This window comes from Gemmiger sp. (assembly GCF_057431175.1).
This window is the reverse complement of the sequence record NZ_DBMDDV010000022.1, coordinates 1-21,685: the sequence shown is the minus strand read 5'-3', so window position 1 is coordinate 21,685 and position 21,685 is coordinate 1. Positions and strand designations below refer to the sequence as shown.

Here is a 21,685-nt window from a genome sequence, read left to right as displayed (position 1 = left end):
TTATGAGCTATCTTGACTGTGCCCAGTATGACTGCTGCCACAACAAGGCGGGCTGCTGCTGCCTGGACGGCATCAACGTCCGCCATACCGGCCCCGGGGACGCTGTCTGCGGCAGCTACCGCAACAGCGAGGGCTACGGCAACGTTGCCACCGACAACCAGCCGGCCTCGCCCGAGACGGATATCCACTGCGACGACAAAGGCTGCCGCCACCTGGAAGGCCGCTGTTGCTGTGCCGACCACGTCAGCATTGACGAGCGCGGCTGCGGACCGGCCTGCGCCACCCGCGCCCCGCGCACAGCTGAATAACCGCCCGCGCAAAAACGGATGCCGCTTTTTCAAAGTGGTATCCGCTTTTTTGTTGCGAAATACGGCCCATTGTTGTATAATAAGACGATATAGTAGGTGTTGTCCGCCCTTTTGCGGGGCGGGACGCCGCATGGGCGGGCCGTCAGGGGCCGATTCCTGCAAGGACCGCCTATTTTGAGCGGTGCGCAGTACCGCGATCCACCATATTGATTATCTATTATCTTTTAGCGAGGTGCTCCTTATGTCCGAAACTCCCATCACGGTGCCGTTTGTCTCCTTCCGCCCGATGGAGCGGGAGCTGGATGCCGAGCTGCGCGGCGCGTTTGCCCGCGTGCTGGACAACAGCTGGTACATCGGCGGCCGCGAGGATGCCGCTTTTGAAAAGGCTTTTGCCGAATACTGCGGCGTCAAGCACTGCATCGGCTGCGGCAACGGCCTGGATGCCCTTGTGCTGATTCTGAAAGCCTACGGCATCGGGACGGGGGACGAGGTCATTGTGCCGTCCAACACCTTCATTGCCACGGTGCTGGCCGTCAGCTACGCGGGCGCGACGCCCGTTTTGGTCGAGCCGACGCTGGAAAGCTACAACATCGATCCCGCCCGCATCGAGGCCGCCGTGACCCCGCGCACGAAAGCCATCATGGCCGTGCACCTCTACGGCCAGTGCGCCCCGATGGACGAGATCAATGCCATCGCCAAGGCCCACGGCCTCAAGGTCATCGAGGATGCCGCCCAGGCCCACGGCGCGACCTACAAGGGCCGCCGCGCGGGCAGTCTGGGCGACGCCGCAGGGTTCAGCTTTTACCCGGGCAAAAACCTCGGGGCCCTGGGCGACGCGGGCTGCGTGACGACGAACGACGACGAACTCGCCGAGCGTGTCCGCGCCCTGGGCAACTACGGCAGCGACTACAAATACCACCATATTTATAAGGGCCAAAACTCCCGCCTGGATGAGCTGCAGGCCGCGTTCCTGGCCGCTAAGCTGCCCCATCTCGACGCTATGAATGCCGAGCGCCGCCGTATTGCCGCGCGGTACCTGGCAGAAATGCACAACCCCGCCGTAACGCTGCCCGTGGAGCTGCCCGGCTGCAAGCACGTCTGGCATATCTTTGCTGTGCGCTGCGCCGGGCGCGACGCGCTGGAGAAGCACTTGAACGACCGGGGCATCGGCACGAACAAGCACTACCCGACGCCCATTCATTTGCAGGGGGCCTACGCCGAGCTGGGCATCCCCAAGGGCGCACTGCCGCTGGCCGAGGAGATCTCCGCCACCGAGCTGAGCCTGCCGATGTTCTACGGTATGACCGACGCGCAGGTGCAGGCCGTCATTGACGCTGTGAACGATTTTAAGGGGTGAACCATGCCGAAAGTCGGTATCGTAATTTCCAACTATAACGGCTGGCAGGACACGCTGGTCTGCCTGGAAAGCCTGCAAAAAATGACGTTCCGGGATTTTGAAATCGTCTTAATCGACGATGCTTCGCCCAATGACTCGGTGGCGCAGCTGCAAGGTAAACTGCCGCCGAACACCGTGTTCCTGCCGCAGGAGAAAAACGTCGGCTTTGCGGCGGCCAACAATATCGGGATGCGCCGTGCCCTGGCCGATGGCTGCGACTATGCGCTGCTGCTGAACAACGACACATCCGTCCACCCGGATTTTTTGGAAAAACTGCTGGCCGAGACGCCGGAAGGCGCGGTCAGCTGCCCGAAGATGCTCTTCATGGACCCGCCCGACGAGATCTGGTTTGCGGGCGGCGAGCTGGACCCCGCCACCGGCAAGGTCAAGCACCTGGGCGGCCACAAAAAGGATGGCCCCGAATTTGCCGAGAAACGGCAGGTCAGCTTCATCACGTTCTGCTGTGTGCTGCTGCCCCGGGCGGTCATTGAAAAGGTCGGCTATCTTGATGAGACGCTGTTTATGTACTGCGAGGATGTTGATTACTGCATCCGTCTGGCCCGGGCGGGCGTGCCGATGTGGTTCCTGCCCGACGCCGTCATCCACCACAAGGCGGGCGGCAGCGCGGGCGGGATGCTGTCGGTCTACTACATCACTCGCAACACGCTCTACCTGACCTGCAAGGGCAAAAGTGCGGCGTACAAAAAGTTGAAAACCGTTATCCCCATCCTGACCGGCGCGGCGCGGTACGCCCTGACCAAAGCGCTGGGCCGCAAAAAAGGCCGCAGCTACGGCGCGTACAGAGGTGCACTGGACTTCTGGCAAGGAAAGATGGGGAGAATGGAGGGGTAAGCGGGCGGCCCGGCGAATGGCGGCGGGGTGAGGGCACCCCGCCCTACAACCACCCATAGGGCGGCATGCCCGGCCCGCAGCATCCCCGCAATGGCAAGGCAAGGCCGAGGGCCGGATATGTCCGGCCCCTACAAATTGACTGGAAGGGAGACGTCCTATATGCCGCAGTTGACCATCGTCATCCTGCAATACCGGCCAGACGCTGCGGCGCTGCGGCGCACGCTGGCCTCGCTGGCAATGCAGGATACCCGCGATTTCGCCGTTGTCCTGGGGGACGACGGTTCACAACAGGACTATTTTGCCGAGAGCCGCGCCTACCTGGCGGCCCACGGCATCACCGATGTGCAGACCGCCAAGCTGATCCCCAACGGCGGCACCGTAAAAAACGCCCAAAACGCCCTGCGCACCGCCGCCACCCGCTGGGTGCTCATGCTCTCGCCGGGAGACTTCCTCTATGACAGTGAGACGGTTTCCTGGTGGCTGGGCCGTTTGCAGGCCGATGGTCCCCGCGTGGCTTTCGGCAAGCAGGCCTACTTCACCCCCGGCCCGGCCCCACAACCGACCCCGGGGGAAACCCCCTTTGACCGCACGCCCTACGACCCCGCCCACTACGACGCCAAGACCATCCGCCGAAACCTGTTGCTCTACGATGACGGCATCTGTGGTACAGGGGTTGTGTATGAGCGGAAACTTTTCCTCTCAGCTCTGGATAAGATGGCCGGCCATGTACGGCTGGGCGAGGATTTCTCGCTGCGGCTGTTCGCGGTGCAGGGGGTACGCATCACCCGGTACGACCGCCTGACCGTCTGGTATGAGTACGGCGGCGGCGTCTCCACCGATGCAGCTGCCCGGGAGCGGATGCTAGGGGACTGGCGCGCCATGCTGGAAGTGCTGCGGGCTGCATACCCCCACGACCGCACCGTGCGGCTGGCCTACGCCTACTACTTCAACGACCGCCGTAAGTCGCGGCTGGTGCGTGGTCTGGTGGGGCGGCTCATCGTGCCGCAGAACTGCGCCTTCAAAAAAGCCCAGCGGGAGTGGCAGCCGCCCACGAACGGCGATGCCGCCAAGCTGCGCGCCGTGTATGAATTTGCCGAAAAGGAGACTGCCGCCGAATGATGCAGCTTTTACAAAAATCGGAGGATGCCGTCTGCGGCTGGCTGCGGGGCATCGATGCTGCGCTGCTGCGCACCGTGGCGGCAGCGGCGGCGCTGTGCATGCTGCTGGCCCATGGGTTCGCCTTCACGAACCTGTTTCCCAACCATGACAGCACCGTGCTGGTGTTCGACGCCCAGTGGACGATGTACGTGCTGGGCCGCTGGGCGCAGAACCTCTATTTCCCGCTGGTGCGCGGCAAAATCGCCGCACCGTGGCTCATCGGGGCGTTCAGCATCGTGTATCTGGCACTGACCGGGTACATCATTGCAAAACTGCTGCACCTGCGGCGGTGGTCGGCGGCACTGTTGACCGGCCTGCTGGGAACCTGCGCCTCAGTCACGGCCCAGCTGGCAACCTACACCTATGAGACAGACGCCTACCTGCTGGCCATGCTGCTGGCCTGCGCCGCTGTCTGGTGCAGCCGGCGTCTGCCCCGGCTGTGGGGCTATGCGGGCGCGGCGGTCTGCCTGTGCGGCTGCCTGGCGCTGTACCAATCCTACATTCAGTTTGCGGTGGGGCTGTACCTGTTGCTGCTTTTGCAATCTGCCTTGCAGGGGGCCGAATGGCGGCCCTGGCTGCGGCAGGGCGTGGGTGCCCTGCTGACGCTGGCTTTGGGCGCGGTGCTCTACGTGGTATCACTGAAAGTCTCCCTCGCCCTCACCGGCTACCAGCTGGCCGACACCGGCAACGGCCTGGCGCAGATGTTCCGTTTAGGGCCTGCGGCGGTGCTGGCAGGCATCCCGGCGACTTATGGGAACTTTTTTAAAACGCTGCTGGGCTACTCCGGCTGGAATGACCGGGGCATGCGGGCGGCCACCGCGCTGCTGTTTGTGCTGGCGGCGGCAGGTCTTGTGCTGCGGCTGCGCGGCCGCGGCGGACGCACGGCGGCCCAGGTACTTCTGGCGGCGGCCCTGCTGCCGCTGGGGCTGAACGTCAGTTGCCTGCTGGCCTCCGGCAATGTGTATATCTTGATGCAGCACGCGCTGTTCCTCGTCTACCTGGTGCCGATGGTGCTGTTCGGCGGGTCGGTGCTTTTCCCGGCAGAACGCCGCACGGGCGGTGCGCTGGTGGGGCTGCTCTGCGCGTTTTTGATTCTTCGCAGCATCATCTGCGCCAACGGTGCGTATGTTTACACCAAGCTCGTCTATGACAACACCGCCCGCCAGATGACCCAGATCATGGCCGATGTGGGCAAGCTGGACGGCTACAAGCCGGGCACGACCCCGGTCGCCTTTGCGGGCACCTTTACCGACTCCAACCTGACCTACCACGACCCGGCGTTCAGCCGGTATGAGGAGGGCAGTCTCCACCAGGTCAATGTCGCCGTGACCTACGACGGCACGATCAAGTGGTGGTTCCAGCACGTCATGGGCAGCAGCGCGGCGGTTTTAGCCGACCAGGCCACGCTGGACGCCGTGGGCAAAAAAGCCGCCGTGCAGGCTATGCCGAACTACCCGGCACAAGGCTACTGCGCTATGGTGGACGGCACCGCTGTCATCAAACTGTCTGACTGAAAGAAAGGCAAAACCTATGATTATCCAGACCATCAGCATGAAGAGCATCACGGCCGAGGGGCTGGGCACGCTCTCGGTCTTTGAGGGCGGCCACGACGTCCCCTTTGACATCAAGCGCATCTACTATATCTACGGTGCGCCCCAGGGCACCCACCGCGGCGGCCACGCCCACAAGGCACTGCGGCAGGTGCTGTGGTGCCCCTACGGCAGCATCCTCATCAAGCTGGATGACGGCCACGAAAAGAGCGAAGTGCTGCTGGACGACCCCGCCAAGGGTCTGATCGTCGAGCACAATATGTGGCGCGAAATGATTTGGCAGCAGGAAAATTCCGTGCTCTGCGTCGCGGCGGATTCCTACTACGAGGCGAAAGATTATATCCGTGACTACGACGAATTTTTGAAGACCGTACAGGCAAAGGGGTAAACCGTGCTTAATGTCATGCTTCTGTCTGCCGGGGTCACCACCGGCTGGCATCTGGCGCAGGTGGTGCAGCAGCAGTTCAGCGGGGATATCTGCCTGCACCTCTGCGATACCAACCCGCGGGAACTGGTCCCCGCCGCCGCACTGGGCGGGCCGTTCCACCGGGTGTTGCCGCTGGCCGACCCGGGGTATCAACAACAGATCCTCACTCTGTTGAAAGAAAACCACATCGACGTCATTGTGCCGCTCATCGACCAGGATTTGTTCACCTGGGCGGCGGATGCGCCAGAGCTGGCCGCATTGGGCGTGCGCTCCACCGCGCCGCTGCGGCAGACGGCCCAGCTGCTCACCGATAAAAAGGCCATGGCCGCATTTTTGCAGGCCCACGGCCTGCCCACCCCGCCGCTCGTCGCGCCTGAACAAATGGAGCCGGGCCGCGCCTACATCGAAAAGCGCGAGGTCGGCTGCGGGTCCGTCGGGCTGCGCACGGTCATCGGCGGCGAGGACTACACCCCGCACCCCGGCAGCATTTTACAGGAAAAATGCGACGGCGGCGACACCGAAATCACCGCCGAAGTTTTCAACGCCCAGGGCAAGCTGCGGGTGTTCTGCCGTGAGCGCGTCGTGACAAAATCCGGCGTCTGTACGAAGATGCGGCCCCTGCACATCCCCGAAATCGAGGATTACATCTGCACACTGACCGGACTGCTGCCCTGCCCGGCGACGTTTTGCGCCCAGTTCATGCTGCACCGCGGGCGGTGGAACCTCATCGACTGCAACCTGCGCATCGGCGCGGGCACGGCGATGGCATCCGCCGCCGGGTTCCAGCTGGTGCGGGCGTTCTGGGCGAACCTCTGCGGCCAGCCTGTGCCCGACGAATGGCTGCAGGCCGACCCCACGGTCAAGACTGTGCTGCGGGTCTACCAGGAAGTGGTGGTACGGTGACGCTCTACTGTGATGTGGACGGCACGCTGCTGGACAGCAGCGCCCGCCATGAAAAGCTGTTGCGGGACCTGCTGGCGGTCCGGGACCTTGCCTGGCCCGCCGCCGCGCCCGACTATATGCGCTATAAGGCTGACGGCCACAGCACCAAGGCGTGGCTGGCCCTGGCCGGGTTTGCGCCGGAAGTCTGCAATGAAATTGCCGCCGCCTGGCGCGAGGGCATTGAAAAACCGGAGTATCTGGCCATGGACAGGCCTTACCCAGATACGTTGGATTTCCTGCGTTGGCTGCGGGCAAGCGGGCGGCGCTGTGCGTTGATCTCGGCCCGGCAGAATGCCGACGCCCTGCGGGAAACGCTTGACCGATGCGGCATCCTGCCGCTGGTGGAGGAACTGCTGGTCGTGCTGCCGGTGCAGGCCGAGCAGCGCAAAGCCGCCCTGCTGCGCCCGCGCATCGCCCCGGGGGACGCCATGCTGGGTGACACCGAGGTGGACAAGACCTGCGCCGAGACGCTGGGCCTGCCCTGTGCCGTGCTGGACCGGGGCTTCCGCAGTGCGGCGTTTTGGGAAGCGCACAGGGTAAAGGCATTGCATGGTTTGGAAGAGGCCAAGCGGTGGCTGCGGTAATGTGCCGCGGGCGGATATGGAATCCGCCCCTACGGACCGGCAGGCAGCGTTGTAGGGGCCGGGCATGCCCGGCCCGCAGCCGAAGGGCAGCCGCACGGCAAAGACAAGGCACGTGGGTCGTCGAGGACGCCGACCCCTACAAAACGACCATTATAACTTTTAAAGAAGGACAAACACTATGAACCAGCCCAAGGTCAGCGTGCTGATCTCGTTTTACAATCTGGCCCCCTATGTGGACAAGACGATGGAGACGGTGCTTGCGCAGAAAACGAACTTTCCCGTCGAGGTCCTCTGCGCGGACGATGGCTCCGACGACGGCACCATTGAAAAGCTGCGCGTGTGGGAGCAGAAATACCCAGACACCGTCCGCGTGTTCGTCATGGACCGCATCCCCGGCGCAAAATATGAGGCCAACGACCGCATCAAGCGGATGAACGCCATCCGCGGGCGGCTGTTCTATGAGGCCAGGGGCGAGTATGTCAGCTACCTGGACGGCGACGACTTCTACACCGACGACCACAAGCTGCAAAAGCAGGCCGATGTGCTGGACGCCGACACAGAGCATAAATACATCGGCTGCGGCCACAACGGCTGCTATTACTGGGAGAGCACCGGCAAGACCGTCCCCATCGAGCGGCCCATCCGGGAGTGCAGCCTGACTGCCGAGGAATATTGGAGCTTTCTCTACGTCCACACCAACGCGCTGCTGCTGCGCAACTTGGGGCTGCAAGGCATCGACCCCTACAAGAGCGGCATCCCCATCATCGATAACCCGCTGACCTTCCAGTTCTTGCCCTACGGTGATATCTACTATCTGCCCGACTGTATGTTCAACTACCGCCAGATCGAGGGCAGCACCTACCACCGCCGCAGCCCCTACCAGAACGATATCCTGACGGCGCTGATTCTGTACGAGCAGCGCCGCATCACCCGCAGATTTGACGCGGCGGGCCTGGTGCGTTTCCTGCGCGAGTATGAGGATCTTTTTAAAAACCGCAGGGACCCGCAGCTGACAAAGGACGCGCAGACCTATATGGAGAACATTCGCACCTACCGCGCTGACCGCCTGCGCCGCATCGTCAACTATAACAACGAGAGCGCGGTATCCCGCCTGTGGTGCGATATCGAGAACCCGGTGTGGTTCTTTATTACAAAAATCCACCGCCACTTCATCTGGAAACCCAAGGTGCGGGCGCTGCTGGAAGAAGCCCGCGTGAAAACCGAAAAAGGGGAGTGCTGAACCATGGAAGATATGAGCGAACTGACCGCCGAAGAACAGGCCAAACTGCTGCGCCATGAGTTGGAGGCCGTCTACGGCTCGTCGTCGTACAAAATCGGCCGCGCTGTGACCTGGCTGCCCCGCAACGCCAAGCGCGGGCTGAAGTACCTTTTGCACAACGGCCCGGTCGTCAGCGCAAAATATATCTATACCTACGCGAAATATCATAAGATCGCCAACGAAAACTACGCCTACTGGGCCTGCCTGCAAAAGAAGGACTACCCCGAGGCGCTGAAAAAGTGGTTCCTGGAAACGAACTACACCCACACGCCGCTGAACCTCGAGCACCCCAAGACCTTCAGCGAAAAGACACAGTGGCTCAAGCTCAACGGCGGGTTTGAGGACGTCTACCCCCTCGTTGACAAATACGCCGTGCGCGAATGGGTCAAGGAGAAGATCGGCGAGGAATACCTGATTCCGCTGCTGGGCGTCTGGGATAACTTTGACGATATCGACTTTGACGCCCTGCCGGACAAATTCATGCTCAAGGTCAACCACGGCGCGGGTTGGAATATCGCCGTGCAGGATAAGTCAAAATTCGACAAGGCCGACGCCAAGAGGAAGATCGAGGGCTGGCTCAAGCTGAACTACTGCTACCTGATGGGCGGCCTGGATGTGCAGTACATCCACATCAAACCGCGCATCATCGCTGAAAAATTCATAGAGAACGACGGCGGCGACCTATACGACTACAAAATCTTCTGCTTCGACGGTGAGCCGAAAATCATCCTGCACATCGAGGAGCGCTACACCGACAAGGAAGAGCGGATGTTCTTCTACGACACCCAGTGGAACCAGCTGCCCTTCAACATCAATGTCCCGCTGGAAATGGTCGATATCCCCAAGCCGGAAAACCTCGATAAGATGCTGGATATTGCCCGCACCCTGAGCCAGGGCTACCCCTGCGTGCGCGTTGATTTGTACTCGCTGAACGATGGCAGCATCAAATTCGGCGAGATGACCTTCACCACCGAGAGCGGCATTTCCCGCTGGCACCCCGAGAGCGCCAACGAGTACATGGGCAGCCTGATCCATCTGCCCGGCGTCGACGACAAAGGAGACAACTAATGCCCACCGTCAGTATCCTGGTGCCGGTCTACAAGGCCGAAAAAACGCTGGACGCCTGTGTGGAAAGCATCCTGGCGCAGAGCTATGCGGATTTTGAGCTGCTGCTCATCGACGATGCCAGCCCCGACCATTGCCCGGAAATGTGCGATGCCTGGGCGGAAAAAGACCCCCGCATCCGCGCCCTGCACCCGGCTAAGACCGGGCCGGGGCCGTCCGGTGCGCGCAACGCCGGGCTGGATGCCGCCAAGGGCCAATGGCTCACGATGGTGGACAGCGACGACACCGTTGCCCCTGACCTGCTGGAAAAGCTGCTGGCGGGTGCGGAAAGGAGCGGCGCGGAGCTGGTGCTCTGCAACTGCCGCCCGGTGACAGAGGACGGCGCAGAGCACCCATTGCCCGCAGACGAACAGTTCGCAAAAGAGACCGTTCTGGACGTGAACGCTTTCTGGGATGCCTTCAACACGCCCTGGATCAACCAGTTCACCGGCACGGCCCACCGGCTGTACGCCGCCAAGCTGTTTGACGGCGTGCGCTATCCGCTGGGGATGCTGCACGAGGATTACTACGTGCTGCCGGACCTGATCGCCCGCTGCACAAAAATTTTGTGCCTGCCCTTTACCGGCTACTACGTGCTGCGCCACGCAGGCAGCATCACCGACGGCGCCAAACATGAGGTGCGGCTGGCCATGACGAAGGGGGATATCCACCGGGCGGAGTATTTCCTGCAAAACGGCTGGTACGACCGCGCCGAGGGTGCCCTGACCGACGCCGCGCTGTTCTTGTACAAGAATAAGCGCGGATATGATTTGACCCGGCCCGGCCACAAGGCCGAGTTTGCCGCCGTGAAGCGGGAGCTTTGCCGTGTGTACAGTGCCCTGGCCGCGCAGAAGGGCGCAGCGTCGCTGAAACTCCGCGCCGCCGCCCTGCGGATGGGATTGCCCGTGTTTTATGCTTACACAAAGATATTGAGCCGTAGATAAATTAAAGGAGCCTCTATGCCCACAGTCAGTATCATTATCCCGGTGTATAAGGCGGAACACTACCTGGATGCTTGTATGCGCAGCGTGGTGGGGCAGAGCTGTACCGACCTGGAAATACTGCTGGTGGATGACGGCAGCCCCGACCGCAGCCCTGAAATGTGTGATGCCTGGGCTGCGCGGGATCCCCGCGTCCGGGTGCTGCACCGCAAAAACGGCGGTGCGGCGTCGGCTCGCAACGCTGGCCTGGACGCCGCCACCGGCGATTTCATCTTCTTCGCCGATGCGGACGACCTGCTGGAACCAGATGCCATCGAGTACCTCGTCAAGGCCGAGCAGCAGTACGGCACTGACCTTGTCATTGGCAATATGCTCTATGTCGATGCCGAGAACCACCCGATGGCAGAGCCGGACTTTACCGGCTTTACCGACACGGTGCGCACCGTCGATGAGGTGTGGGAGCATTACTTCGCCCTCGACAACCGCAAGGTCTACTACGTCGTCGTCTGGAACAAGCTCTACAAGCGGGCCATGTTCGACACGCTGCGCTTCCGCGACGGCAAGCGGTACGAGGATCAGTTCTTTATGCTGGATGTGCTGCGCCGCTGCCAGACGGTGGCCTGCCTGGGCTACCAGGGGTACCGCTACGTGCAGCACAGCGGCAGCACCATGGCTGTGGCCGGTGTGGCCCGCAACTACCTGGAACGCCCCGAGTATCTGCTGGAATGGAGTCGCTATTTTGCCGAGAAAGGCAACTACCTCCGGGCCGAGGGCCTTTTGAACGACGCCATCGAGAACCTGTCCCAGAAGGAAAACTTCGACCTGTCCACCCAGTGGCAGCAGGCGCGGTATCATGAGCTGCGTCACAGCTGCGCCGAGGTTTACCGACTGCTCTCCCGCCGCACCGGACGGGAAAGTATGCTGCTGCGCGCCGGGCTGATCCACTTAGGGCTTCCGGTCTACCTGGCCTTCCTGCGGGAGCGGCGCAGCAGCGCCCAGACCCCGCCCGCCGCGCCCCAGTGGCGAACCCCGGCCCCGCCCACCCCGGTCCCGGCGGTCAGTATCATTATCCCGGTGTACAAGGTCGAGCGGTATCTTGACACCTGTGTGCAGAGCGTGCTGGATCAGACCTTCCAGGATATTGAGGTGCTGCTCGTCGACGACGGCAGCCCCGACCGCTGCCCCGAAATGTGCGATGCCTGGGCGAAAAGCGACCGCCGCGTGCGGGTCATCCACCGCAAGAACGGTGGGCTTTCCGCTGCGCGCAACACCGGCATCGAGACCGCCCGCGGGCGGTACATCGTCTTTGTGGACAGCGACGACTTTCTGGAGCCGGATACCATCCGCCGCGCTGTGGCCGAGCAGGAGCGCACCGGCGCGGAGCTGGTCATCTTCAACCTCGTCTACGCCAATGACCGCGGCGAACGGTGGCCCACGCCGGACTTCACGATCTTTCAGGATGAAATACTCGACGAGGACGGCGTGTGGGCGCGGTATTTCGCGCTGGAAAACCAAAAAATCTACTATACCGTCGCTTGGAACAAGCTGTACACCGCCAAGCTTTTTGCGGATGGCCTGCGATTTCCCGAGGGCAAGCGGTACGAGGATCAGTTCATGCTGCCCCACATCCTGCACCGCTGCCAGAACATTGCCTGCCTGGGCTACCAGGGCTACCGCTATGTGCAGCGGGCAGACAGCATCATGGCGCAGGGCCCGGCCAGCCACTACCTGGACCGCCCCGAATACCTGCTGGAATGGTGCGGTTACTTTACCGAGAAAGGCGACTACCTGCGGGCCGAGGGCCTGCTGAACGACGCCATCAAGAACCTGGCCGAGAAGGATGGCTTTGACCTGACCACGGCGCAGCAGCGCACCCGCTACCGCCAGGCATGCCACGACTGCTCTACGGCTTACGGCAATTTGTCCCGCCGCACCGGGCGGGAGAGTATGCTGTTGCGCGCCGGGCTTTTGCGCCTGGGCCTGCCCCTGTACCGAATCTTCCTCAAACACAAAACCTAAGGAGTTCCCCTACAATGGAAAAAACACAACTGCAAAAAGGATACCATGTCCACTACGGCCCCGCGCAGGGGTGGAGCCAGGTCGATGTAAGCGAACTGTGGCGCTATAAGGATTTGATCTGGCTCTTTGTCAAGCGCGATTTCACCGTCATGTACAAGCAGACCGTGCTGGGCCCTGCGTGGATCCTGATTAACCCGCTGCTGTCCACGGCCATGTACTGCGTTATGTTCGGCACCATCGCCCACCTGTCCACCGACGATGTACCGCAGATTTTGTTCTACCTGGCCGGTACGGCGCTGTGGGGGTTCTTCTCCGCCTGCATCAATAAGGTGTCGGGCACGTTTACCACCAACTCCGCTATTTTCAGCAAGGTGTATTTCCCGCGGCTGGCGATGCCCATTTCCACGATGTTGTCAGGCCTTATCAATTTCCTGGTGCAGTTTGCGCTGTTCTTTGTGCTGCTGCTCGTCTACCTGGCCAAGGGTGAAGTCAGCCCCCACTGGGGGATGTTGCTGCTGACGGTGCCGCTGGTGCTGCAGGTGGGTCTGCTGGGCCTGGGCTGCGGCATCATCGTGTCCAGCCTGACTACCCGTTACCGTGATTTGATGGTCGTGGTGACCTTTGGCGTGCAGCTATGGATGTATGGTTCCCCGGTGGTCTATCCGCTGTCGATGATCGACAACCGACTGCTGCGGGCCATTATGATCGTCAACCCGATGACCGCCCCGATGGAGAGCTTCCGTTATATCTTCTTCGGTACCGGGCAGGTCAACGGGTTAATGTGGGTGCTTTCGCTGGCCTGGACCGCCGTGCTGCTGGTCGTGGGTCTGTCGCTTTTCAGCAAGGTCGAAAAGACCTTCGTCGATACGGTGTAAGGGGGTCCTGACATGAGTGAAAATGAACTGATGATCCGTGTACAGGACGTCAAAAAGCAGTACCGCCTGGGCCAGATCGGCGGCGGCACGCTGCGCAGTGACCTGCAAAGCTGGTGGGCCCGCAAGCGCGGCAAAGAGGACCCGAACAGCCTGATCGGCACCGACCAGCGCTTGATCGGTACTACATTTATGGCGCTGAACGGCGTCAGCTTCACCGTCAAAAAGGGCGAGGCCGTGGGTATCATCGGCTCCAACGGCGCGGGCAAATCCACGCTGCTCAAGCTGCTGACCCACGTCACGGCCCCCAGCGCCGGTGATATCGACCTGTACGGCCGTGTGGCCTCGATGTTGGAGGTCGGCACCGGCTTCCACCCCGAAATGACCGGCCGCGAGAACGTCTACCTGAACGGCGCGATTTTGGGCATGACCCACGCAGAAATTGACGCCAAGATGGATGAGATCATTGCCTTCTCCGAGGTCGGCGACTTCATCGACACGCCGGTCAAGCGGTATTCCAGCGGTATGTATGTCAAGCTGGCGTTCAGCGTGGCGGCCCACCTGGACAGTGAAATCATGATCATGGACGAGGTCCTGGCCGTCGGCGATATGAAGTTCCAGAAAAAGTGTCTGGATAAGATGCGCCAGGCCGCTCAGCGCGACGGCAAGACCGTTTTGTACGTCAGCCACAATATGTCCACGATCCGCGATCTGTGCGACCGCTGCATCGTGCTGGACAAGGGCAAGGTTATCTTTGACGGTGACGTTGACGAGGGCATTGCCACCTACCTGTCCACCCGCTGGCAGACGTCGGATTTTGTGGACTACACCAACCACAAGCGCGACAACTGGTTCAAGCGCGACAACATCCGCATCCAGAACATCCATGTGCAGGTGCAGTCGGTGGAGGCAATCGAGCGCACCCAGCCTGTGCGCATCCATTACGTGCTGAAAGCCAACGAACTGGCCGAGAACATCGGCCTGCGGTTTGAGGTGCGCGACGAAGTCGGCACCCCGCTGGCGACGTCCAGCATGTTCGGCCTGACCCTGCAGCCCGGCATCAACGAGTTTACGGCGGAGTATGACCTGAGCGTGCTGACCGTGGGCAAGTACAGCAACTACTTCACGGTCATTACCTCCTACGGCGGCGGCACCTACGGCGTCGAGGATTGGGTCCCCGGCATCCAGTTCCAACTGGTGGACACCTTTGCCACCTATTACGAGGGCTGGAACCGCCGCGCCTGGGGCCCCATCTGCCTGCCCGAACCCGCTGTCACCCTGGGGGCGGAAGAATGATGACGAAGGTTGCGGCGCTGTATATTGCCACCGGCAAGTATACGGTGTTCTGGCCGGAATTTTACGAGAGCGCGGAGCAATACCTGCTGCGCGACTGCGAGGTACACTATTTTGTGTTCACCGATGCGGACGCTCTGCCGGGGGAGGAGAACCCCCGCGTGCATATCTGCCCGCAGGAGGCCTACTCCTGGCCGTTTGCCACACTGCGCCGATTTGAGATTTTCTTGAAGCAGGAGCAGGCTCTGCGCGGCTTTGACTACATCTTCTTTTTCAACGCCAACGCGCAGTTTATGCAGCCTGTCACGCGGGAAATGCTGCTGCCCCGGGCCGAAAAAGGGGAACGGCTGCTCGTTGTGCAGCATCCCTCCTTCTACGCAAAGCCGAACTATGAGTTCACCTACGACCGCAACCCGCGCAGCACGGCCTGCATCCCCTACGGACTGGGAAAATACTACGTCTGCGGCGGCGTCAACGGCGGCATGGCCCCGGCGTTTTTGGAGCTGTGCCGCACGCTGGACAAGCGCATTCGCCGGGACTTGCAGCACAACGTCATTGCACTGTGGCACGATGAATCCCAGATCAACCGCTACATCCTGTTCCGCCATGACTTCCGTGTGCTGGATCCGTCCTTCTGCTACCCGGAAGGATGGGACCATCTGCCGTTCCCCTGCGTGGTGCGCATCCGCAGCAAGGCGCGGTATCTGGACATCCCGGCCCTGCGCAAAGATGCGCCGGAGACACAGCTTTCCCCGGCAGTGCAGCGGTGGAACCACTTTGCCATGCGCGCGGCCCGCTGGAGCCAAAACCACCTTTTCAAAAAAGGAAAATGACGATGAACGAAGCACAATGGCAGAACCGCATGACCATGCTGGTCAACAGCTGCGACGCCTACGAGGATCTGTGGCAGCCGTTTTTTACGCTGCTGAAACGGTATTTTGCGCCGCTGGATATGCGCATTCTGCTCAACACCGAGAGCAAGGACTTCCACTTTGAAGGACTGAATATCGAATGTGTACACAGCAGCGCCGCCACCTACGGTGAGCGCATGACCGACGCGCTGCGCCGGGTCAAGACCGAGTACACTCTTCTGATGCTGGATGACTTCTTCCTGCGGGAGCCGGTGAAGATGGACCGCCTGCATGACCTGGTGCGCTGGATGGATGCGGACCGGGATATCGTCTATTTCAGCAGCGATATCACCGAGGCGCTCTACGATTGGGAAGTGGACCGTTACCCCGGCTACCGCCGCCTGCCGGTGGGCAACCGCTACACGCTGAATATGCAGGCGGCGGTCTGGCGCACTGATAAATTTGCTGAGTACTGGAACCACAAGGTAAGCCCCTGGGACTGGGAGGAGCGCTGCAATGTGCTGACCGCCGCCCACCCGAAGGATAAGTTCTACTGCGTCCTCAACGAGGAAGCGCGCTTTTTGAACTACGGCTACCACAAGGGCCAGTGGATGGGCATTTGCCACGGCAAGTGGGTCGAGCATGACGTTGTCCCGTTCTTTGCCAAAGAGGGCATCGAAATCGACTACGCGAAGCGCGGCTTTGTTGATTTGGCCCACCGCCCGGCCAGCCTGCAAAAAGAAACCGCCCGCAGCGAGCGGTACGACCTTGTGCGCCGCTGCCTGGGGGCGGGGTATCTGCTGCCGTATTTTCTCTTCTGCCGCCGGTGCAATCTGTACAGCAAAAAGAACCATTGCGCCGTGGATGAGGATTACTTCCACTATTTGCAACGCAAGGCTGATTTGCAGAGCCAGACAGGTAAAAAGTGCCTGTTTGGCCCGATGCAGCGATAAAAAATACCGCACAGCATTTTGCTGTGCGGAGTTTTTTTGTACGGATCACCGGTAATCGATCGGCAATGTCGGCAGACCGTTGAGGGTCCAGTCGGCCAGGTTGCCGTCCTGGTACTCGTAGTAGCCCTGGGCGGCGATCATGGCGCCGTTATCGCCGCAATATTTCAGCTCGGGCAGATAGACTTTTGCGCCCAGCTTTTGGGCACCATCGTTCACCAGCTGGCGCAGACGACCGTTGGCGGCTACGCCGCCCGCTAAAACTACCTGTTGGGCGTTGGTGTCGGCGGCTGCGGCCAGTAGCTTTTTCGCCAAAATCTGGTCAATACGCTCCTGGAAACTGGCGGCCATGTCGGCTACGTTGACGGCCTGGCCCTTCTGCTCGGCGTTATGCACTTCGTTGATGACGGCGGTTTTCAGGCCGCTGAAGCTGACGTTGTACTTGCCGTCCACATGGGGCACCGGCAGTTTGTAGGCCTTGGGGTTGCCGTCCCGCGCGGCGGCGGCAACGCTGGGGCCGCCGGGGTAGGGCAGACCCAGTGTGCGGGCTACCTTGTCGTAGGCTTCGCCTGCGGCGTCGTCTACGGTGCGGCCTAAGATTTTGTAGCGGCACCAATCCTCCACCAGCACAATATGGCTGTGCCCGCCGCTGGCGACCAGGCAGAGAAACGGCGGTTTCAGATCCTGGTGGGTCAGATAGTTGGCGGCGATATGCCCGCGCAGGTGATGCACCGGCACCAGCGGCTTGTTTGCCGCATAGGCCAGCCCCTTGGCAAAGTTGACGCCGACGAGCACCGCGCCGATCAGCCCCGGCGCAAAGGTCACGGCCACAGCGTCCACATCGGCAATGGTCATATTGGCGTCGGCCAGCGCCTTGTCAACGGTGGCGCTGATATATTCCGCATGGCGGCGGCTGGCAATCTCCGGCACAACGCCGCCGTAGAGTGCCTGCTCCCTGACGCTGGTGGAGATGATGTTGGAAATGACCTTTCGGCCATTCTCCACGATCGCCGCCGCCGTCTCGTCGCAGGTGGACTCGATCCCTAAAACATACATACACAAAACCTCTATGCAGGGGCCGGGCATACCCGGCCCTCAACGTTTTCTTGATTGCGATTTTCCCGGAAAAGTGCGGCCTCTGTCGGGTGGGGGCCGGACATACCCGGCCCTACGGTCGTGCCGCTGTTTTAATGGGCAGCAAGCCATGTCTTGCCGGTGCCTACCTCGGTCGTCAGGGGGACGCTGTAATGCACAACGTTTTCCATTTCTTCTTTCAAAATGCGCTTTACTTCGTCAATTTCGGCATCGGGCGCTTCGACGATCAGCTCATCGTGTACCTGCAAAAGCAGCCGGGCCTGCAGCTTTTCATCCCGCAGGCGCTGCCAGACATGGACCATCGCCAGCTTGATGATATCCGCCGCCGTGCCCTGGATGGGCGTGTTGCGTGCCATCCGCTCACCGCTGGCACGCACCTGGAAGTTGGAACTTGCCAGCTCCGGCAAAGCGCGGCGGCGGCCAAACAGCGTCTCCACATAGCCCTTGTCCTTGGCGTGGGCGATGCAGTCCTTCATATAACCGTCCACCTTCGGGAAGGTGTCGAGGTAGGTCTTTAGGAACGCATCGGCCTCCTTGACCGAAATGCCCAGATCCTTGCCCAGACTGAACGCGCCCTTGCCGTACATGATGCCAAAGTTGATGGCCTTGCTGGCCGAACGCAGCTGCGGCGTGACCTCGCTCTCAGGAATGTGGTAGATTTTGGCGGCAGTCGAGCGGTGGATGTCTGCGCCGTTCAAGAACGCCTGCTGCATATGCTCGTCGCCGGTGATGTGCGCGAGGATGCGCAGCTCGATCTGGGAGTAGTCGGCGTCCACCAGTGTCTCACCTTGCCCAGCCACAAAGTAGCTGCGTAACCGGCTGCCCAGCTCGGTGCGGATGGGGATGTTCTGCAAGTTTGGCTCGGTGGACGAAATGCGCCCGGTGCGGGCCTCGGTCTGGATAAAGGTCGAGTGTACGCGCCCATCCGCGGCCGTGGCGTTCAGCAGGCCGTCCACGTAGGTGGACAGCAGCTTGGAGTAGGTGCGGTATTTCAAAATCTCGTCGATGACCGGGCTGTACGGCCGCAGACTTTCCAGCGTCTCGGCGTCGGTGGAATAGCCGCGGGCGTTTTTCTTGCGCGGCGGCAGGCCCAGCTTGTCAAACAGGGCCTCGCCCAGCTGCTTCGGGCTGTTTACGTTGAACTCATAGCCAACTTCTGTATAAATATTGTTTAAAATGCCGTCCAGCTCGCCCCGTAGGCTGTCGCCAAAGGCGCGGATGCCGTCGGCGTCCACTGCAAAGCCGATGCGCTCCATGTCAGCCAGCACGCGGGCCAGCGGCAGCTCCATCTCGTCCAGCAGTTTGCGCTGGCCGCTCTCGTCCAGCGCGGCGGCCAGCGCATCACACAGGCCCGCCAGCACGCCCGCGTCGGGGGTAGCCTCGCATGTGAAGTCGGCGTGTACGCCGTACTCGGCAGCCAGGGAGTGGACCTCGTACCCACTGGCCGAGGGGTTCAACAGGTAGGCAGCCAGTTTGCCGTCAAACCGCAGCGCCTTACCGATGCCGCCATGTTCCAGTGCCAGCCGGTAGAGGGGCTTTGCGTCAAAGGCCCAGATTTCGGCATCGCCGTCGAGGATGGCGGCCAGCCGGTCCGCGTCGGGTAGGTAGACGTCCTTGCCCTGCACGAGATACCACGCGCTGTCGCCCTCTTTGCTCGCGCTCTGGGCGGCGTAGAAGCGGCCCTCCAACAGCAGCGGCAGGGGGGACGGCTCCACTGTTTCCAGCGGGGCGGTGTCCGCAGCGGCGGGGGCTGCGCCCTCCTCCAGGCCCCAGCGGGCCACCATCTTGTGCATTTCCAGCGCGGCCAGCAGCTGCGCGGCGGCAGTCGGGTCGCCGGGTTGGCGGACATAGGCGGCGGGGTCGGATTCGATCGGTGCGTCCTTGCGGATCGTGCCCAGCATATAGGAAAGGTCGGCCTTGTCGCGGTTGGCGGTCAGCTTGGCCCGCTGGCCGGGCTTGACGGCCTTGTCCTCGATGTTGTCATACACGCCCTGCAGGCTGCCGAATTTGGAGATCAGCGCCAGTGCGGTTTTCTCGCCGATGCCGGGCACGCCGGGGATGTTGTCCGAAGCATCGCCCATCAGGCTCTTGACGTCAATGAGCTGCGGCGGCTCGATGCCGTATTTCTCGCGGATGGCGGCGGGGTCCATGGGAAGGGTCTCCTTGTTCGTTGCCAGCAAAACAGTCGTGGCATCGTCCACTAATTGCAAACTGTCCCGGTCGCCGGTCGCCAGCAGCGTCGTACCGCCCGCAGCCTCACAGGCGGCGGCCAGCGTGCCTAAAATATCGTCGGCCTCCCAGCCGGCCTTGCTGACCTGCACAAAGCCCAGGTCAGTCAGAAGTTCCTTCAGCACCGGCATCTGCTGGGCCAGTTCCTCGGGCATACCGTGGCGGGTGGCCTTGTAGCCGTCGTAGGCGTTGTGACGGAAGGTGGGCGCGCGCTCGTCCCAGGCGATGGCGACAGCGTCCGGTTTGTGGGCCGCCAGCAGGTTGAGCAGGATATTCTGGAAGCCGTAGATGGCGTTGGTGTAGCGGCCATCCTTCGTCGTCAACAGCTTGATGCCGAAAAACGCGCGGTTGACCAGGCTGTTGCCGTCCAAGACCATGAGTTTCATGCGCAATACTCCTTATAAACAATCTACATTTCAGTATACCACATTTGCGGAAAATATGGTAGAATAGATTACAAAATAAAAAAGCCTTCCCCCTTGGGGGAAGGTGGCGCAAAGCGCCGGAGGAGGGGCTGCCCTGCCGTGATTGCCCAGGAAGGGGCGGCAGGGCAAACTTGCCCTTCATCAGTCACCTTCGGTGACAGCTTCCTCCAAGGGGGGGAAGCCTTTTTAAGGAGGAACTATGCAGCTACGCAACCTACAAATCCCCACCGGGGCGGTGTTTGCGCCGATGGCGGGGCTGACCGACGCGGCGTGCCGCCATTTGATGGCCGACCACGGTGCGGCCTGGACCGTCAGCGAGATGGCCAGCGCCAAGGCGCTGAATTTCGGCGACCGCAAATCGCTGAAACTGCTCAAGGATGAGCATCCCCACGGCCTGTATTCCATCCAGCTGTTCGGCGCAGAGCCGGAGTCCATGGCAAAGGCAATTCTATTTGTCCGGGAAAAGGGCATCCGGTTCGACATCCTTGATATCAATATGGGCTGCCCCGCGCCCAAGATCACCAGCAGCGGCGCGGGCAGTAAGCTCCTGCTTGACCCGCCGCTCTGCGGGCAGATGGCAGCCGCCGCCCGCAAGGCGCTGGGCGACGATACCCCGCTGACCGTGAAAATGCGCATCGGCTGGGATGCCGACAACCTGACCGGCGTCGAGGTCGCCAAGCAGCTGGAAGCGGGCGGCGCGGATTTGATTGCCGTGCATGGCCGCACGCGGGAGCAAATGTACATCCCGCCCATCGATACGGCAGCCATCGCGGCCATCAAGCAGGCGGTGTCCATCCCGGTGCTGGCGAACGGCGACGTGACCAGCGCAGACGGTGCGCTTACCTTGTTAAAAGAGACCGGCTGCGACGGTGTCATGATCGGGCGCGGCGCCCTGGGCGACCCCTGGCTGTTCGCACAGGTGCGCGCGGCGCTGCTGGGCGAGGAACGCCCGCCCGAGCCGACGCTGAACCAGCGGATGGCCGCCCTGCGCGCGCAGATCTACGAAATGTGCGAGGAAAAGGGCGAGTGGGCCGCCATGCCCCAGGCCCGCAGCCAGGCCATGCACTATATGAAAGGCCTGCGCGGTGCCGCCGCCCTGCGCCGCTATTGCTCGATGCTGGAGCATTTTACCGATGTGGACCGGCTGATCGACGCGGTGTACAAATTGCAATAATGTAGGGGCCGGGTATGCCCGGCCCCTACAACCGTATTGAGGCAATACCGCACAATTCCCGCCTTACGGCTTAAGCACCGCTCCGGCGGCTGCGGCACGGCATCTGCGTTGCCAAAATGCTCGATAATGTCGGGCTGCGGTACCCGCATCGTGCTTCGGGGGCAAAAGCCCCTCGCACTCTGCGACCGCTGCCCCTGCTTCGGTTCGCTGTATCCGCCACTGGCGGCGCTCACCTT

19 protein-coding genes are annotated in these 21,685 nt (G+C 61.7%); 17 read left to right on the top strand and 2 right to left on the bottom strand.

Translation table 11 applies throughout. From position 1 onward, the window contains the following. Window positions 1–2 precede the first annotated feature (2 nt). The 16 genes from ACZO0A_RS08880 (at window position 3) to ACZO0A_RS08805 (ending at window position 16,529) form a co-directional block, all read left to right on the top strand. Complete coding sequence (locus ACZO0A_RS08880) at window positions 3–308, top strand: hypothetical protein (protein WP_291209331.1); 306 nt, start codon at window positions 3–5, stop codon at window positions 306–308. A 241-nt stretch (window positions 309–549) separates the two neighbouring features. After that, the gene (locus ACZO0A_RS08875) at window positions 550–1,665 is read left to right on the top strand and encodes a DegT/DnrJ/EryC1/StrS family aminotransferase (RefSeq protein WP_294781555.1); all 1,116 of its coding nucleotides are present in this window, start codon (window positions 550–552) and stop codon (window positions 1,663–1,665) included. A 3-nt stretch (window positions 1,666–1,668) separates the two neighbouring features. Further along, on the top strand, window positions 1,669–2,556 hold the full coding sequence (locus ACZO0A_RS08870) for a glycosyltransferase family 2 protein (protein ID WP_294781552.1): 888 nt from the start codon (window positions 1,669–1,671) through the stop codon (window positions 2,554–2,556). 159 nt (window positions 2,557–2,715) lie between these two features. Further along, a complete protein-coding gene (locus ACZO0A_RS08865) occupies window positions 2,716–3,675 on the top strand; it encodes a glycosyltransferase (RefSeq protein WP_215692567.1) in 960 nt (319 codons plus the stop codon). Next, on the top strand, window positions 3,672–5,228 hold the full coding sequence (locus ACZO0A_RS08860; protein ID WP_302376890.1) for a glucosyltransferase domain-containing protein: 1,557 nt from the start codon (window positions 3,672–3,674) through the stop codon (window positions 5,226–5,228). Before ACZO0A_RS08865 ends, ACZO0A_RS08860 begins: the two co-directional genes overlap by 4 nt. A gap of 16 nt (window positions 5,229–5,244) precedes the next feature. Next, window positions 5,245–5,652 carry a sugar 3,4-ketoisomerase gene (locus ACZO0A_RS08855; RefSeq protein ID WP_302376888.1) on the top strand — a complete coding sequence of 136 codons (408 nt, stop codon included), beginning with the start codon at window positions 5,245–5,247 and terminating at the stop codon, window positions 5,650–5,652. Window positions 5,653–5,655: 3 nt separating this feature from the next. Next, window positions 5,656–6,594: an ATP-grasp domain-containing protein gene (locus tag ACZO0A_RS08850; RefSeq protein WP_302376886.1), complete on the top strand. Its 939-nt coding sequence runs from the start codon at window positions 5,656–5,658 to the stop codon at window positions 6,592–6,594. Then, window positions 6,591–7,217: an HAD family hydrolase gene (locus ACZO0A_RS08845; RefSeq protein WP_302376884.1), complete on the top strand. Its 627-nt coding sequence runs from the start codon at window positions 6,591–6,593 to the stop codon at window positions 7,215–7,217. Before ACZO0A_RS08850 ends, ACZO0A_RS08845 begins: the two co-directional genes overlap by 4 nt. 178 nt (window positions 7,218–7,395) lie before the next feature. Then, on the top strand, window positions 7,396–8,457 hold the full coding sequence (locus tag ACZO0A_RS08840; protein ID WP_291230840.1) for a glycosyltransferase family A protein: 1,062 nt from the start codon (window positions 7,396–7,398) through the stop codon (window positions 8,455–8,457). A gap of 3 nt (window positions 8,458–8,460) precedes the next feature. Continuing rightward, on the top strand, window positions 8,461–9,564 hold the full coding sequence (locus tag ACZO0A_RS08835; RefSeq protein ID WP_215692561.1) for an ATP-grasp fold amidoligase family protein: 1,104 nt from the start codon (window positions 8,461–8,463) through the stop codon (window positions 9,562–9,564). Next, a complete protein-coding gene (locus ACZO0A_RS08830; RefSeq protein WP_302376881.1) occupies window positions 9,564–10,544 on the top strand; it encodes a glycosyltransferase family 2 protein in 981 nt (326 codons plus the stop codon). The genes ACZO0A_RS08835 and ACZO0A_RS08830 overlap by 1 nt, the downstream gene beginning before the upstream one ends. A 15-nt stretch (window positions 10,545–10,559) precedes the next feature. Then, window positions 10,560–12,560 (top strand): glycosyltransferase family 2 protein, encoded by a 2,001-nt coding sequence (locus tag ACZO0A_RS08825; RefSeq protein WP_302493247.1) that lies wholly within the window; start codon window positions 10,560–10,562, stop codon window positions 12,558–12,560. Window positions 12,561–12,574: 14 nt separating this feature from the next. Then, complete coding sequence (locus ACZO0A_RS08820; protein ID WP_294718610.1) at window positions 12,575–13,435, top strand: ABC transporter permease; 861 nt, start codon at window positions 12,575–12,577, stop codon at window positions 13,433–13,435. Window positions 13,436–13,447: 12 nt separating this feature from the next. Beyond that, window positions 13,448–14,728, top strand: a complete 1,281-nt coding sequence (locus tag ACZO0A_RS08815; protein ID WP_291212498.1) for an ABC transporter ATP-binding protein — start codon at window positions 13,448–13,450, stop codon at window positions 14,726–14,728. Continuing rightward, window positions 14,725–15,558, top strand: coding sequence for a family 6 glucosyltransferase (locus ACZO0A_RS08810; RefSeq protein WP_302376874.1), 834 nt, complete (start codon window positions 14,725–14,727; stop codon window positions 15,556–15,558). Before ACZO0A_RS08815 ends, ACZO0A_RS08810 begins: the two co-directional genes overlap by 4 nt. Window positions 15,559–15,560: 2 nt before the next feature. Beyond that, window positions 15,561–16,529: a hypothetical protein gene (locus ACZO0A_RS08805; protein ID WP_294718606.1), complete on the top strand. Its 969-nt coding sequence runs from the start codon at window positions 15,561–15,563 to the stop codon at window positions 16,527–16,529. 45 nt (window positions 16,530–16,574) lie between these two features. Here the strand turns inward: ACZO0A_RS08805 and tsaD are convergent, their stop codons facing one another. Both tsaD and polA read right to left on the bottom strand, forming a co-directional pair. Continuing rightward, window positions 16,575–17,582 (bottom strand): tRNA (adenosine(37)-N6)-threonylcarbamoyltransferase complex transferase subunit TsaD, encoded by a 1,008-nt coding sequence (gene tsaD / locus ACZO0A_RS08800; RefSeq protein WP_215692555.1) that lies wholly within the window; start codon window positions 17,580–17,582, stop codon window positions 16,575–16,577. A 131-nt stretch (window positions 17,583–17,713) separates the two neighbouring features. Further along, window positions 17,714–20,236 carry a DNA polymerase I gene (gene polA, locus ACZO0A_RS08795; RefSeq protein WP_302376872.1) on the bottom strand — a complete coding sequence of 841 codons (2,523 nt, stop codon included), beginning with the start codon at window positions 20,234–20,236 and terminating at the stop codon, window positions 17,714–17,716. A gap of 238 nt (window positions 20,237–20,474) precedes the next feature. On the opposite strand from polA, the gene dusB reads away from it, so the two are divergent. Further along, a complete protein-coding gene (dusB, locus tag ACZO0A_RS08790) occupies window positions 20,475–21,449 on the top strand; it encodes a tRNA dihydrouridine synthase DusB (protein WP_302376870.1) in 975 nt (324 codons plus the stop codon). The last annotated feature ends 236 nt before the right edge of the window (window positions 21,450–21,685 follow it).